Source organism: Leeia aquatica (genome assembly GCF_012641365.1).
In the GTDB taxonomy this organism is placed as follows: domain Bacteria; phylum Pseudomonadota; class Gammaproteobacteria; order Burkholderiales; family Leeiaceae; genus Leeia; species Leeia aquatica.
Window position 1 is genome coordinate 154914 of the sequence record NZ_JABAIM010000003.1, and the last position, 14796, is coordinate 169709.

Below are 14796 nucleotides of genomic sequence, written 5' to 3' on the forward strand. Positions count from 1 at the left end.
CACTCCTTGTTCAGAAATCGCCCCACAGGGCAGAAATAGCCGCCAGCGCCGCCAGCGCTGCGGTTTCCGTACGCAATACCCGAGGCCCCAGGGTCAGCGCTTGCCAGCCGTATTGTAACGCGAGGGCCACCTCTTCCTCACTCAGCCCCCCTTCCGGCCCGGCCAGCAACCACTGGCTGGTTGGCGCGGTCTGCTCTCGCAGGCGCTGCGTCGAACCCGGCAGCAGCACCAGCCCACGCTGCCCCGCCTGATGCTGCTGAGCCAACCAGGCGGACAAGGCTTGCGCCTCATGCACCACCGGCACTTGATTGCGCCCGCATTGTTCGCAGGCCGCCTCCACCACCCCCTGCCAATGCGCCTGCTTTTTCGCCCAGCGCTCGGGCGGCAGTTTGACGATGCCGCGACGGGTCAGCACCGGCTGAATCTCAGTCACTCCCAGCTCAACGGCTTTCTGCAGGGTGTAATCCATGCGGTCGCCACTGGATACCCCTTGCACCAGTTTCAGCTGCAGCGGTGACTCCCGTTCCACCGGGTCATGCGCACCCAGCAGCACCTCGCTCCACTTGTTCGTCATCTGCGTCAAGGTGGCGTGGTACTCGCCACCCTCACCGTTGAACAAGGTCAAACTGTCCTGGGGCTGCAGGCGCAGCACCTGAACATGCCGGTGCACCGTCTCCGGCAAACGCAGCAGCTGACCCGGCTGCAGCGGTTGAGGGCAATAGAATCGAGGCATCGCTGAAATTGCGTAAAGACAGGAAGACTGGCAGTATAAGCCAATACTGAGTCTGGCCTGAACCATGCTGTTGTCCACCCTTCCGCCGCCGTCCTTCCGCTCCAGGGCCGTTACCGCACAGAAAGCCTGCCATGCTTGACCCGGAACGCTATCTTCCTGCGGTGTGTGACCTGGTTCGCACCGTTGCGCACCGAGAGATCATGCCGCGCTTCCTCAGCGGACAATATGCCCGCAAGGTCGATGGCAGCTTGCTCACAGAAGCTGATCTGGCGACCCAGTCTGCGCTGGTTGAAGGGCTGACCCGCATCATCCCTTTCCCGGTGATGGGCGAGGAGATGAGCAAGGAAGAGCAGCAACGCTTGTGGCAGGCCGGCGACTCTGGCCTGTGGTGTCTGGACCCGATCGACGGCACCACCAACTTCATCCACGGCCTGCCCTACTTCGCCACCTCGGTCGCCTTGATGCAGCATGGTCGCAGCGTGCTGGGGGTGATTTACAATCCGGTCAGCAATGAACTATTCAGCGCGGTGGCCGGCAAAGGGGCCTGGCTCAACGGCCAGCCGCTGCCCCTGAAACGCCATGTACCGCGCATGTGTGATGCCATCGCAGGTGTAGAGATCAAGTGGCTCTCCGGCAAGCTGCCAGCCCGCCTGATGAGCGTGGCCCCCTATGGCAGCCAGCGCAATCTGGGGGCTTCTACCCTGGACTGGTGTTATGTCGCAGCAGGCCGCTTTGATCTATATTTACATGGCGGTCAGAAGCTGTGGGACTACGCGGCAGGCGCATTGATCCTGCAAGAAGCAGGCGGCTGCATGTCCACCCTGCAATCACCACAGTTCTGGCAAGATGTGGTCTGGACCCGTTCTGCGGTTGCTGCACTGGATCCAGGCCTGTTTGAAACCTGGCAGAAATGGGTCTGGGCCAATCGCTGACCCGCTGCCGCTATTCAAGGAGGGGAACTGTCGATGCCATCACCGCTGTGGCGCGCAGTAGCCCCTTTACCGACCCCGGCGCTCTGGCTGTGTGTCAATACGCTGGGTGAATTGCGATGCACTCAGCTGAATACGGCGGCGCAACAACTGCTGCCCGAATTTGCTACGACAGAACCCCTCTCCCAGCAATTGAGCCCCCGCCATCTGGTGATCCTGTCGCAGGCCCTGAGCCAGGGTGTCGCACTGGATGCTTTGCGCTTTTTCACCGCCCGCCAGCGCTGGCTGCAGCTCAGCCTCAGCCCGCAAGCCGGTGGCTGCGGCCTCGCCTTGCTCAGTGACATCAGCGATTTGCAATCCCCGCCATCCGATCTGGCCGATGCGCATTGGCTGGAAATCCTCAACTGGCTCCCGGTGGGACTGGAAGTGGATCGGGAAAATTTTCAGACCCTGCTGCTCAACCGCAAGTTTGTGGAGTTGTTCGGCTATACCGATGCCGACTTGCCCACGCTGGATGAGTGGTGGCTACATTGCTATCCGGACGTGGCGTACCGCAATACCGCTCGTGCCGCCTGGGAAACCGCCATCGCGGAAGCGCGCCTGTACAATATCGACATGGCGCCGCAGGAATGGCGGGTACGCTGCAAGAATGGCGAGTACCGGGACATCCAGTTTCACTATCGCGCCATTGGCGACCGCCATGTGCATGTGTATCTGGATGTCAGCGAGCAGCGCAGGCTGGAAGAGGAGCTTCGTCAGCAAGCCACTACGGATGCCCTGACCGGCCTGCTGACCCGTCGCCACTTTTTTGAGCAAGGTGCCCTGCGCCTGCAGCAAGCCCAGCGTCAGCGCCATCCACTGTGCGTGCTCATGCTCGATCTGGATCATTTCAAGCGGATCAACGACCGCCATGGCCATGCCGCGGGCGATCTGGCCCTGCAGCATGCAGCCAGTCTGCTGCGGGAGGGTTTGCGCATGCCCGACTTGCTGGCCCGGCTGGGCGGTGAGGAGTTTGTCCTGCTGCTGGAGCACACCGATGTCGAGCAGGCTCAGCAACTGGCCGAGCGGCTACGGCAACACCTGCACCAACACCCCTGCCCGTTACCGGATGGCAAAGCCTTGCGCCTCACCGCCAGTTTCGGCGTTGCCCGGATACAGGAAGGGGACAGTCTGGACAGCCTGCTTTCCCGCGCCGACAAGGCCATGTATCACGCCAAGGAATTGGGGCGTAACCGTGTCATGGTGGAGCTTGCCGCATCAGGGGGCATGGAGGGATAGGGAATCACTCGCGGCATCGCGTAGGCACACGTGCCCCAAGTGACGGGATAAAGCCGACCCCCAGCAGAAAGGCTCTGCTCATTCACCTTTACGCAGGCAAAACGAAGGGAACCGGCAATGCCGGCCCCCATTCAGCATCAGGGTGCCTTGCGCGACTGCGCAATCAGCTGGTTCAGCACAGCAAACAGCTGGTCTTCACCACCGGCATCGCTGACCGAAGTCATGAACTTGCCTTGTACCACAAAGGTCGGCACGCCCGAGATACCATAATCCTGGGTGACTTTGGGTGCACGGTTGGCGTAGGTCTGAACGCCAAAGGAGTTGTACACCCCCATGAAGGTGGCGGCATTGAGCGGCTTGCCATTTACCTTTTGCTTACCGGCCCAGTCCTTTACCACATCCGCATCGCGCAGCTCAAGCTCTTGCTTATGAATGGCGTCAAACGCAGGACCGATCAGTTGCGGCATCTTCAGGGTTTCGATGGTCGCATACAGCTGGGCGTGCTTCTGCATGCCCGCATTCCAGGCCGCATGTACCCGGCGGAACTGTACATCGGCCGGCAGCGTCTTCAGCCAGGCATTGAGTTTCGGCTCTAAATGGTAGCAGTGCGGGCAACCCAGCCAGAAGAATTCAATCACTTCCACCTTGCCCTTGGGAGCCTGCACCGGCATCGGGTTCGGCATATTGATCCACGGCTGCGCCGCCTGGGCCACCAGACTTCCTGCCAGTGCCACGGTAGCCAGCAACCATTTCCATCCTGCTTTCATCACACTCATCCTCTTGGTTTCAGTTCACGTCCCGCTCAGCCGATCCGGACCTTGTCCCACCGGCCAGGTACCCTTACTTCAACGGCAAGACCGTTGGGGTAATCCCGTTTTGCTGCAAGGTAGCCTTGACCCGGTCGATGTCTTCCTGCTTGTTCAGCGGCCCCACCATCACGCGATGCCATACCCCCTTGCCGGGAATATCCTTGCTGCGGACCGAGGCATCCAGCCCCAGCAGCGCCAGGCGGGCGCGCAGGTTCTCCGCGTCAGACTCATCCTGGAACGAGCCCGCTTGCAACAAGGCGCGCGCGGGCTTGGCGTCAGCCGGTTTCTCTTCAGCCGGTTTGGCATCGCCAGCCTCAGCAGGCTTGGCATCCGCGGGTTTCGCATCTACCGGTTTGCTGTCAGCGGGCTTGTTGTCTGCCGGTTTAGTGTCCGCCGGCTTGCCAGCAGGCGTGGAGGCACCTTGTTCGGTCCCAGGTAAAATTTCAAAGAATTCAAAGTCCGGCTTGCTGGCCGGCTTGGGCGCATTCGGGTCGGCCACAGCCACACCATTGGCTTCCGGCTTGGGCAAGCCATCCGGTACGGCAGACGCCCCTACCTGCAGGCTGGAACCTTGACTGCCCAGCAACTTGCGGTTGACCAGATAAACCCCGGCCAGGGAAATGCCAATCCCCAGGAACAAGCCAATGACAATCCCGGAAAACAGGCTGCTGCCCCCTTGGCGATTGCTGCCGGACGGACGAGCACGCGGGGTATTCTTGTGGTCTCGGCTCATTGATCCTCCAGTTGGCCGGTTAGCGCGGACAGTCCGCACGCTGGACGATTATACCGTTTTCATGCGCACGCCGCATGGGGCCCCCATCACCTCCAGCAGTGCATCATGGGTCGCCACCACCAGGTGCTCGGCCTCCTCATCCGTCAGCACATAGGGGGGCATCCAGTAAACCGTTGGTCCCATTGGGCGCAGCAAAAGTTCACGCTTGAGTGCCGCCGCAAACAGCTGCTGGGCAAAACCGGCCGGCGCGTCCTCCACCTCAAAGGCCCAGATCATGCCGCCCCCCGTCTCCCCCGCCTGACGGAATTGCCGCACAAAGGGCAAGGCACGAATCGGCTCCGCCAAATGATTAATGCGGGCCGCCAGCAGGCGATTTTGCGCAAACACATCCTGCTGCTCAAACAGGGACAGCGTCGCCAGTGCGGCCCGGCACGCCAGCGGATTGCCGGTGTAGGAGTGCGAATGCAGGAAGCCCCGACTGACATCGTCATGGTAAAACGCCTGATAGAGGGCGTCCCGACTCAGCACCACCGACAGCGGCAAATAGCCCCCGGTAATGCCTTTGGACAGTAACAGCAGGTCCGGCCAGATACCCGCCTGCTCACACGCAAAGAAGGTACCAGTGCGGCCACAGCCTACCGCGATTTCATCGGCAATCAGATGGACCTGATACTGATCGCACAAGCGGCGCAACTGCTGCAAGTACCACGGCCCGTACATCGCCATGCCGGCCGCCCCCTGCACCAACGGCTCAATGATCACAGCCGCCACCTGGCCGTGGTGCGCTGCCAGATAGTCCGCCATCACCCGGATGGCCCGCGCGGCAACCGCCTCAGGGGCCTCTCCCGGTGCTGCCAGCCGCCGGTCCGGTGACGGCATGGCGACACCGGCACGCAGCAACGGGGCATAGGTATCGCGAAACAGCGCCACGTCGGTGACCGCCAGCGCACCCAGCGTTTCACCATGGTAGCTGTCCGCCAGATGCAGGAAGCGGGTTTTCTCCGGCTGACCGACATTGCGCCAGTAATGAAAGCTCATCTTCAACGCCATCTCGGTCGCCGAGGCACCATCCGAGCCATAGAAGGCGTGGCCCAGCACGCCACCGGTCAAGGCAGACAGGCGCTCGGAGAGCTCGATCACCGGGGCATGGGTAAACCCGGCCAACATCACATGCTCCAGCTGGTCCAGCTGGTCTTTCAGCGCGGCATTGATCACCGGATGACCATGCCCGAACAGGTTGACCCACCAGCTGGATACGCCATCCAGATAGCGCTTGCCGTCAAAGTCATACAACCACGCACCCTGCGCCCGCGCCACCGGCACCAGCGGGAAGGTTTCATGCCGCTTCATCTGGGTGCAGGGGTGCCACACCGCCTGCAGGCTGCGCTGCAGCCATGCCTGATTGTTCATTACACCCTGCCCTGCACACCTGTTCATCATGGGGCTGGATTGTAGCATGCCCCTCTGCCCCCCCTGTCGGGATGCCCTGCGGCATTCAGTGTGGATTCAGCCAATGTCGGGGCATGGGGTGGCGGCTCGCCTGTGATAAAAATCTCACAGCCACCCTCTTGAAAAGGGTAAAAGCCGCCCATACCATTAGCACTCGCCACGGGGGAGTGCCAAAACGTGTTTGCGTATCAGGCACTCAGAACCCGCATCTTTCTGTAACGAGCGGTAGACCGTCTCGTTTTTTGTGAATCAGGAGAGTTGGATTATGAAAATTCGTCCGTTGCACGACCGTGTGATCGTCAAGCGTCTGGAAGCCGAAGAAAAAACCGCTTCCGGCATCGTTCTGCCGGGCAATGCTGCCGAAAAGCCAGACATGGGTCTGGTGGAAGCCGTTGGCGCAGGCAAGATCCAGGACAACGGTTCCGTGCGTCCGATGAGCCTGAAGGTAGGCGACAAGGTGATCTTCGGCAAGTACAGCGGCCAGTCCGTGAAAGTGGACGGCGAAGAACTGCTGGTGATGCGCGAAGAAGACGTGATGGGCGTGGTGGAAGGCTAAGCCTCCCGCAACCGCAACGTCTCATAACTCATTCCAATCCGGAGAGAAACGAACATGGCTGCAAAACAAGTTAAGTTCCACGACGAAGCCCGTGCCAAGATGGTGGTGGGTGTCAACGTTCTGGCCGACGCCGTCAAGGTGACCCTGGGCCCGAAGGGCCGCAATGTGGTGCTGGACCGCTCCTTCGGCGCCCCGACCATCACCAAGGACGGTGTGTCGGTGGCCAAGGAAATCGAACTGAAGGACAAGTTCGAAAACATGGGCGCCCAGATGGTCAAGGAAGTGGCTTCCAAGACCTCCGACGTGGCCGGTGACGGTACCACCACCGCGACGGTGCTGGCACAAGCCATCGTGCAGGAAGGCATGAAGTACGTGGCCGCCGGCATGAACCCGATGGACCTGAAGCGCGGTATCGACAAGGCTGTGGCTGCCCTGGTTGAACAACTGAAGGGCATCAGCAAGCCGACCACCACCTCCAAGGAAATCGCCCAGGTGGGTTCCATTTCCGCCAACAGCGACGAGTCGATCGGCAAGATCATCGCCGACGCAATGGACAAAGTGGGCAAGGAAGGCGTGATTACCGTTGAAGACGGCAAGAGCCTGGACAACGAGCTGGACGTGGTGGAAGGCATGCAGTTCGACCGCGGCTACCTGTCCCCGTACTTCATCAACAACCCGGAAAAGCAGATCGCAGCGCTGGACAACCCGTTCATCCTGCTGTTCGACAAGAAGATCAGCAACATCCGTGACCTGCTGCCGCTGCTGGAGCAAGTGGCCAAGTCCGGCCGTCCGCTGCTGATCATCGCTGAAGACGTGGAAGGCGAAGCCTTGGCCACGCTGGTGGTGAACACCATGCGCGGCATCCTGAAGGTGGTGGCTGTCAAGGCTCCGGGCTTCGGCGACCGCCGCAAGGCCATGCTGGAAGACATCGCCATCCTGACCGGCGGCACCGTGATCGCTGAAGAAGTGGGCCTGTCGCTGGAAAAGGCAACCCTGGCTGAACTGGGTCAAGCCAAGCGCGTGGAAGTGGGCAAGGAACTGACCACCGTGATCGACGGCATTGGCCAGGCCGACGCTATCCAGGCTCGCGTGGGTCAAATCGATCGCCAGATCGAAGAAGCCACCAGCGACTACGACCGCGAAAAGCTGCAGGAACGCAAGGCCAAGCTGGCCGGCGGCGTGGCTGTGATCAAGGTTGGCGCAGCCACCGAAGTTGAAATGAAGGAAAAGAAGGCTCGCGTGGAAGACGCGCTGCACGCCACCCGCGCTGCAGTTGAAGAAGGCATCGTGCCGGGCGGTGGTGTGGCCCTGCTGCGTGCCCGCGCCAACCTGGGCAAGGTGGAAACCATTAACGGTGACCAGGAAGCCGGCGTGAAGATCGTGCTGAAGGCGATCGAAGCCCCGCTGCGCCAGATCGTTTCCAACGCCGGCGACGAGCCGAGCGTGGTGATCGCCAAGGTGCTGGAAGGCAAGGGTAACTTCGGTTACAACGCCGGTTCCAGCGAATACGGCGACATGGTGGAAATGGGCGTGCTGGATCCGACCAAGGTCACCCGCTCCGCACTGCAGTTCGCTGCCTCTGTGGCTGGCCTGATGCTGACCACCGACGCCATGGTGGCCGAACTGCCGGAAGACAAGCCGGCTGGCGGCATGCCGGGTGGCATGGGCGGTATGGGTGGCATGGACGGCATGATGTAATCTGCCGATCCTGTTACCGGATCGACCCGACTGCTCACCGTAAGTGGGCAGTCCACACAGAGGGGCTGGTGGAAACACCAGCCCCTCTGTGTACATCCACCCGCCCAATAAAAGCTTATCTCAGACACGCTGTCACGCTCATGAGCCGATCTACAGCATGGCAGGCGTATTTTTTTAGGGCAGCCTAAGGGCACTTTTGGCATACTGCACACACTTGATCCAGCCTAGGCTGGTGCTAACCCGGTTTTGATTCACCCATGTCCAGACTCCGCAACCTGTTTACCCGGCATTGGCAACGCAAGCTGATCGTCACGATCATCTTGCTCGGGGGCGTATACGGCTATCGGCAATGGACCTATGAGCCACCACAGGAATACCTGACGGCATCAGTGGTACGCGGCGATCTGGAGCAGGCGGTACTGGCCACGGGCACGTTGCAGGCGCGTTACCAGGTGGATGTAGGTGCACAGGCTTCCGGTCAGTTGCGCAAACTGTGGGTCGATGCCGGCAGCAAAGTACAGCAGGGGCAAGTGCTGGCGGAGATTGATCCCCAGCTGGTCGAGAGTGACCTCAAATCGGCACTGGCACAGCGTGATGTGCTGCAAGCCCAGCTGAACAGCCGGCAAATCGGGCTGCAGCTGGCCCGCAAAGAGTTGCTACGGCAACAGGGCCTGTGGCAAACCGAAGCGACGGCACGCAAGGAGCTGGAAGCCGCCGAAGCCCAGGTCCGCCAGGGTGAGGCCGATACCGAGGCGCTGAAAGCGCAGATTCGTAACGCCCAGATCAATATCGACCGAAACCGCACGACACTGGGCTATACCCGCATCACCGCCCCCATCAGCGGCGAGGTGGTGGAAATCGTCACCCAGCAGGGCCAGACCGTGATTGCCAGCCAGCAAGCACCGGTGATCCTGCGACTGGCAGACTTGCGTGAGATGACGGTGAAGGCGCAGGTTTCCGAGGCCGACGTGATGCGGCTGACGCCCGGCATGCCGGTCTACTTCACGGTGCTGGGTGCGCCGCAGCAACGCTACTGGGGCAAGCTGCGTACCGTACTGCCGATGCCGGAGCGGATCAATAACGCGGTGTTTTATCGCGCCCTGTTTGAAGTGCCCAATCCGGAAGGCAAGCTCAAAGTAGACATGACGGCCGAAGTCAACCTGCTGCTCGCATCTGCCAAGCAAGTGCTGAACATCCCGCTGTCCGCACTGGGGGCCCGTAATGCCAAGGGGCTGCATGCCGTCAAAGTGCTGAGTGCCCAGCATCAGGTGCAAACCCGCTGGGTCCGCCTCGGCATGCAGACCAATACCCGGGCGCAAGTATTATCTGGCCTGAAAGCGGGCGAACTGGTGATTACAGGCGGCGGTGAAGGGGCCGCGAGCGCGGCACCATGAGTCAGCCACTGCTCTCGCTGCGCGAGGTCAGCCGCCGGTTCCCTGCTGGCGAACAGGATGTCACCGTACTGGACCGCGTCTCACTGGACATCCATGCTGGCGAAATGGTCGCCATCATCGGCAGCTCAGGCTCCGGCAAATCCACGCTGATGAACATCCTCGGCTGTCTGGATCAGGCCAGCAGCGGCAACTATCAGATCAATGGCGAGGATACCGCCCGCTTCGAACCGGATGCTCTGGCCCGCTTGCGGCGGGAACACTTCGGCTTCATTTTCCAGCGCTACCACCTGTTACCCCACTTGAGCGCGCTCGACAATGTGGCGATGCCTGCCGTCTACGCGGGCCTGCCACTGGAGGCCCGCCGCGAGCGCGCCACCCAACTGCTGCAGCGGCTGGGCTTGGGCGACAAGCTGCACAACCGGCCCAGCCAGTTGTCTGGCGGTCAGCAGCAGCGTGTCTCCATTGCCCGTGCGCTGATGAATGGCGGCGACATCATCCTCGCCGATGAGCCGACCGGCGCGCTGGACAGCCGCAGCGGCGAGGAGGTGATGCGCATCCTGCAGGAGCTGAATGCCGCAGGCCATACCGTGATCCTGGTCACCCATGACCCGCAGGTGGCAGCCCGTGCGCGCCGCATCATTGAAATTCATGATGGCCGTATTCTGCGTGACCAGCATCAGGATGCCACCCCACCAGCAACCATCCCGCATCAGCCCAAGCAGCGTAACCCGCTGGCCATGCTGGGACAATTGGCCGAAGCCTTCAAGATGGCGCTGCACGCCATGCTGGCCAACCGCCTGCGTACCTTGCTGACCATGCTGGGCATCATCATCGGCATCACCTCAGTGGTGTCCATCATCACCATCGGCGATGCCGCCCAGAATTACATCCTGACTGACCTGCGCTCCTACGGCACCAACACCATCGACGTCGGCCGTGGCAGTGACTGGGGAGACGACAAGGCTAACAGCATCCGCAGCCTGCAGGCGGGCGATCTGACCGCCCTCGCCAATGAACCTTACGTGGACAGTGTGACGCCTATTACCGGCACTGGAGTACGCGGGAGGGTAGGGAATCTGGATGCCAGCATCGAAGTCAGTGGGGTCAGCGCGCAGTACTTCCGGGTCAAAGGAAAGACCATCGCTAGCGGCTTGGCTTTTAATGCGGATGATGTGGCTCGTCAGGCCCAGGTTGCTGTCATTGATGAGCGCACCCGCAAGAAACTTTTCCCTAACCGGGACCCGATCGGAGAGGTCATCCTGCTTGGGCACGTGCCGGTCCGGGTGGTGGGGGTGATGGCCAGCCGAAAGTCCATGTTCAGCGATGGCCAAAGCTTGCGTGTGTTGATCCCTTACACCACGGCAGGAAGCCACCTGCTGGGACGCTCTCACTTTGACTATCTGACCATCCGGGTGCGGGACGGTCAACCCCCGGTACTGGCCGAGCAGGCGCTGACCCGTTTGCTGACCCAGCGCCACGGCAGCAAGGATTTCTTCACGGAGAATATCGACGTCGCGATCCGACAGGTCACCACCGTCAGCAATACCCTCAGCCTGCTGCTGACGCTGGTTGCGGTCATTTCCCTGCTGGTGGGCGGCATCGGTGTGATGAACATCATGCTGGTATCGGTGACCGAGCGTACCCGTGAGATCGGTATCCGCATGGCCGTTGGCGCGCGGCAGCAGGATGTGATGCAGCAGTTCATCACCGAATCGGTGCTGGTCTGCCTGGTCGGTGGTGCCATCGGCGTGGTGCTGTCCTGGGGGCTGGCAACGGTCGCGGGGCTGCTGCTGCCCAGCTGGCAGATCGGCCTGCCGGGGCGTGCCGTGCTGCTGGCGGTGGTCTGTGCCAGCCTGATCGGCCTGATTTTTGGCTACCTGCCGGCCCGCCGTGCCGCCCGCCTTAACCCGATAGACGCGCTGGCTCGAGAATGACCATGTTCCGCCCTGCCCTGTTACTGACCTTGAGCTACTTGCTGACCGCCTGCGCGCCCACGCCATGGCAGCGGCCCGACGCGACGCTCCCCAAGCAATGGCAAACCGAGACTTCCAGCCAGCCCCCGTTGACAAGCACCGACTGGTGGCAGGGCTTTGGCGACCCCACCCTGCTGCAGCTGCTGCAAACGGTACGCCGCGACAACCCGGACCTGGCGGCTTCCGCTCAGCGCATCCGCAAGGCCATGCTCGAAGCAGGCGTCAGCGCTCGTGACGCTTACCCCAGCTTCACGGCCAGCCTCAACCGTAATGCCAGCCGCACCCTGGGTGAAGAGGACAAGCAATGGCAGCGCCAGTACCAATCCTCGATCGGGGTGTCGTATGTGGTGGACCTCTGGGGCAAGCTGGATGCCGCCCAACGCGCAGGCTCACTAGAGTGGCAGGCCACCGAAGCAGATCATCGGGCACTGCAACTGACACTGGACCGACAGGTGGCGGAGCGCTATTGGGACATCGCGGCGGCTCGCACCAAGCTGGCGTATCTGGAGCAAAGCCGCCAATACCAGCAACGGGTAGTCCAGCTGCTGGAGCAACAACAGCGCTGGGGCGCCATCGCTCCGCAAGATCGTCTGCAAGCCGAGCAGCTGCTGCTGAAATACCAACAGGAACGCCTGGGCCAAGAGCAGGATCTGGCCAGCCACTATAATGCATTGGCACTGCTGGCCAATCAGCCCCCGGGTTCCTTTCATCCGGACATCGCACCGCTCCCCCTGCAATCCGCCCTGCCAACGGTGCAGGCTGGTTTGCCCAGCAGTCTGCTGAACCGCAGGCCGGATCTGCTGGCCGCCGAACAACGGGTACGGGCGCTGCTAGCGAATGTCGATGAACGCAAGCGTGCGTTTTACCCGGTGCTGACGCTGACCGGCGACCTCAATGGCAGCAGTCCGGAGCTGCGCCATGTACTGCGTAACCCGCTGGCAACACTGGGGGCCGGGCTGGTGCTGCCCTTCCTGCAATGGCCCACCCTGCAGTTGCAACAGCAAGCCAGCGAAGCCGAGTACGAAGAAGCCATCATTCTGCTACGCAAGCGGTGGTATACCGCTTTCCAGGAAGTGGATGATGCGCTGTCGAACCAGCAACAGCTGGGCGAGCAAATCCGCTTGCAGCAGCAAATCGTGCAGCGCCAGCAACAGCAGGAGCGCATTGCCGAGCAGCGCTATCGCGCCGGTGCGGTGGCGCTCAAGGAGTGGCTGGCCGCCAGCGAAGCCCGCAGGCAGGGCGAGCTGGAATGGCTGGACCTTCAGCTGGAACGCCTCAAAAGCCTGTCGCAACTCTATGCAGCACTGGGTGGCGGCTATTGATTGCACCTTAGGGAAAGGCGATGATGTGGCCTGATATTGACCTGACCCCGCCATGCCGCACGCCGCACCCGATCCCCTGCTGAGCCTGCAACAGCAGGCCCGCCCGCTGGCCAGCCAGCCCGGGCACACCGCGACTGCCCTGCCCGAGCTTTGGTTGTTCCGCAGTGACCAGCCCTTGTCGCTGGTACGCGGCTACAGCCCCTATAGCCAGGTGGCGGTTGCGCTCAGTGGCCGCAAGTGGATTCACTGTCAGGGACAGACGTTTCTCAACGATGCTCGTCAGCATGTGGTGCTCCACGGCCGGCATCATTATCAGGCCGAGGTGGAAGCCAGCCCGGCAGCGCCCTATATTGCCCTCAAGCTGCAACTCCCCCCGGCCCTGTTGGGGCGCACCCTGCTGGAGCTGCTGGAAGCGCAGCTGTTGCCGCGTCGCGAGGTGGCTGCCGCCGCTTTTGTCGGCGAAGTGAATGCGCCGCTGGCAGATGCCTTGTGCCGCCTGCTGGATTGCCTTGGCCACGCCACCGAGCGCCGTCTGCTGGCTCCGCTCTACTTGAAGGAAATCACCGTCCGGCTACTGACTTCTGAGGCAGCCAGTGTGCTGCGCGCCGGGCTGACTCGCGAGCACCTGCAGGTGTTGCGCGCCATGCAATACATCGAGCGCCACGCCACCCGTCAGCCGGAGATCGAGGAGATCGCATCCGCTGTGGCCATGAGTCGTTCCAGTCTGGGGCATCGCTTCCGCCAGATTGTCGGCATGCCGCCAGGGCAATATGCCCGCCAGTTACGGCTGGAGACGGCTCGCCTGCTGTTACTCGACGAGCAGGTGTCGGTCGCGCAGGCGGCAGAACAGGCGGGCTACGCCAGTACCTCGCATTTCTCGCGCGATTTCCGTCGTCAGTTTGGCCTGAGTCCTGGCCGCTATGCGGATACCTTTCTGCGGCAAGCGGTGCTGCCGCTGGCGGCGATGGCAGGCTGAGCTAACGGTTTGCACAATCCGGCATGTCGGCTGGCGTTCCCGGCATCGGCAGGCCGCTCGTCGCTGGGCACAATGGCGCTCCCGGTCAACGTGACCTCCATTCAGGACATCCAAATCATGAGCGCCCATCTGCTGATTCACTTTAACGCTCAAGCCGAGCACTACCCGGCCCTGTTGCAATTACTGACCGAAGCCAGTCAGACCCTGCCCGGCCAAGGTGGCTGCGCGCATTTTCAACTGTTCCGTTCGCTGGAACACCCTCACGCACTGACCGTGCTGGAACAGTGGCAATCCCGTGAGGACCATGCCGCCCACTTCGCCCGGCTGGAGGCCTCCGGGGGTTGGGCCCATGTGCAATCCCTGCTGGCCGCTGCACCCCAGGTACACTGGCTGCAAGTGGCTTGATCAGGCGCGCCGGGGTACGTCGAGAATATCCGGCGTATGCCCGGTGGCTTGCAAAAAGTGACGCACATCGCGCTGACTCAGCACCCGTGTTGCCGTGTTGACCAAAGGATGCGCCTGTACCGCCGAGGCATCCCACACTGTCTGATCCAGTACGCAGCGCACCTGTTGGCTTGCATCCTGCCACAGGGCCAGCAGCGACACCGAGCCCGGCTGCAATTGCAAATAGCGTTGCAGGCGCTCAGCGGAGGCCAGCCTGAGGCCGGACACTCCGAGCAACGGTGACAGTGCCTTCAAATCTACCTGATAGTCTGACGGCACCACCAGCAGCAGGTGCTGGCGGCCTTTACCGTCGCATAGAAACAGGTTCTTAGTGGGCAAGCCCGGCACCTCAGCCGTCAGACGGTCCGCTTCCTCACAGGTAAATACCGGAGGGTGGGTCCAGCACGGGCTGTCGATGCCGTGTTGTTGCAGAAAGTTATCAAGCGTCGTCATGACCCTACCCTGCCAGCAGGCTGGAGGGGCGTCAAGCCAGCCTGCTTGA

The 14796-nt window shown here is 61.8% G+C and carries 14 protein-coding genes; 9 read left to right on the top strand and 5 right to left on the bottom strand.

Annotation, left to right across the window (positions count from 1 at the left end):
* Window positions 1-10: 10 nt before the first annotated feature.
* Window positions 11-733, bottom strand: coding sequence for a 16S rRNA (uracil(1498)-N(3))-methyltransferase (locus HF682_RS13400; protein ID WP_168877825.1), 723 nt, complete (start codon window positions 731-733; stop codon window positions 11-13).
* Between the two features lie 131 nt (window positions 734-864).
* Between HF682_RS13400 and HF682_RS13405 the strand changes: the two genes are divergently transcribed.
* Both HF682_RS13405 and HF682_RS13410 read left to right on the top strand, forming a co-directional pair.
* Window positions 865-1665, top strand: a complete 801-nt coding sequence (locus tag HF682_RS13405) for an inositol monophosphatase family protein (RefSeq protein WP_168877826.1) — start codon at window positions 865-867, stop codon at window positions 1663-1665.
* Between the two features lie 33 nt (window positions 1666-1698).
* Window positions 1699-2940, top strand: a complete 1242-nt coding sequence (locus HF682_RS13410; RefSeq protein WP_168877827.1) for a GGDEF domain-containing protein — start codon at window positions 1699-1701, stop codon at window positions 2938-2940.
* A gap of 137 nt (window positions 2941-3077) precedes the next feature.
* Here the strand turns inward: HF682_RS13410 and HF682_RS13415 are convergent, their stop codons facing one another.
* The 3 genes from HF682_RS13415 to HF682_RS13425 form a co-directional block, all read right to left on the bottom strand.
* Entirely contained in the window at window positions 3078-3707 is a 630-nt protein-coding gene (locus tag HF682_RS13415) for a thiol:disulfide interchange protein DsbA/DsbL (RefSeq protein ID WP_168877828.1), read from the bottom strand.
* A gap of 73 nt (window positions 3708-3780) precedes the next feature.
* On the bottom strand, window positions 3781-4482 hold the full coding sequence (locus HF682_RS17970; RefSeq protein WP_168877829.1) for an SPOR domain-containing protein: 702 nt from the start codon (window positions 4480-4482) through the stop codon (window positions 3781-3783).
* A 48-nt stretch (window positions 4483-4530) separates the two neighbouring features.
* Window positions 4531-5892 (bottom strand): adenosylmethionine--8-amino-7-oxononanoate transaminase, encoded by a 1362-nt coding sequence (locus HF682_RS13425; protein WP_168877830.1) that lies wholly within the window; start codon window positions 5890-5892, stop codon window positions 4531-4533.
* 304 nt (window positions 5893-6196) lie between these two features.
* On the opposite strand from HF682_RS13425, the gene HF682_RS13430 reads away from it, so the two are divergent.
* The 7 genes from HF682_RS13430 to HF682_RS13460 all read left to right on the top strand — a co-directional run bounded on the left by HF682_RS13430 (window position 6197) and on the right by HF682_RS13460 (window position 14255).
* The gene (locus tag HF682_RS13430) at window positions 6197-6487 is read left to right on the top strand and encodes a co-chaperone GroES (RefSeq protein WP_168877831.1); all 291 of its coding nucleotides are present in this window, start codon (window positions 6197-6199) and stop codon (window positions 6485-6487) included.
* Between the two features lie 54 nt (window positions 6488-6541).
* The gene (gene groL / locus HF682_RS13435) at window positions 6542-8185 is read left to right on the top strand and encodes a chaperonin GroEL (RefSeq protein ID WP_168877832.1); all 1644 of its coding nucleotides are present in this window, start codon (window positions 6542-6544) and stop codon (window positions 8183-8185) included.
* 257 nt (window positions 8186-8442) lie between these two features.
* Entirely contained in the window at window positions 8443-9579 is a 1137-nt protein-coding gene (gene macA, locus HF682_RS13440; protein WP_168877833.1) for a macrolide transporter subunit MacA, read from the top strand.
* Complete coding sequence (locus tag HF682_RS13445; protein WP_168877834.1) at window positions 9576-11513, top strand: MacB family efflux pump subunit; 1938 nt, start codon at window positions 9576-9578, stop codon at window positions 11511-11513. Before macA ends, HF682_RS13445 begins: the two co-directional genes overlap by 4 nt.
* A gap of 2 nt (window positions 11514-11515) precedes the next feature.
* On the top strand, window positions 11516-12874 hold the full coding sequence (locus HF682_RS13450; protein WP_168877835.1) for an efflux transporter outer membrane subunit: 1359 nt from the start codon (window positions 11516-11518) through the stop codon (window positions 12872-12874).
* Between the two features lie 52 nt (window positions 12875-12926).
* On the top strand, window positions 12927-13850 hold the full coding sequence (locus HF682_RS13455; RefSeq protein ID WP_168877836.1) for a helix-turn-helix transcriptional regulator: 924 nt from the start codon (window positions 12927-12929) through the stop codon (window positions 13848-13850).
* 117 nt (window positions 13851-13967) lie between these two features.
* Entirely contained in the window at window positions 13968-14255 is a 288-nt protein-coding gene (locus tag HF682_RS13460) for a putative quinol monooxygenase (protein ID WP_168877837.1), read from the top strand.
* On the opposite strand, the gene HF682_RS13465 is transcribed toward HF682_RS13460, so the two are convergent.
* Window positions 14256-14747, bottom strand: coding sequence for a prolyl-tRNA synthetase associated domain-containing protein (locus tag HF682_RS13465; RefSeq protein WP_168877838.1), 492 nt, complete (start codon window positions 14745-14747; stop codon window positions 14256-14258).
* Between the last annotated feature and the right edge of the window lie 49 nt (window positions 14748-14796).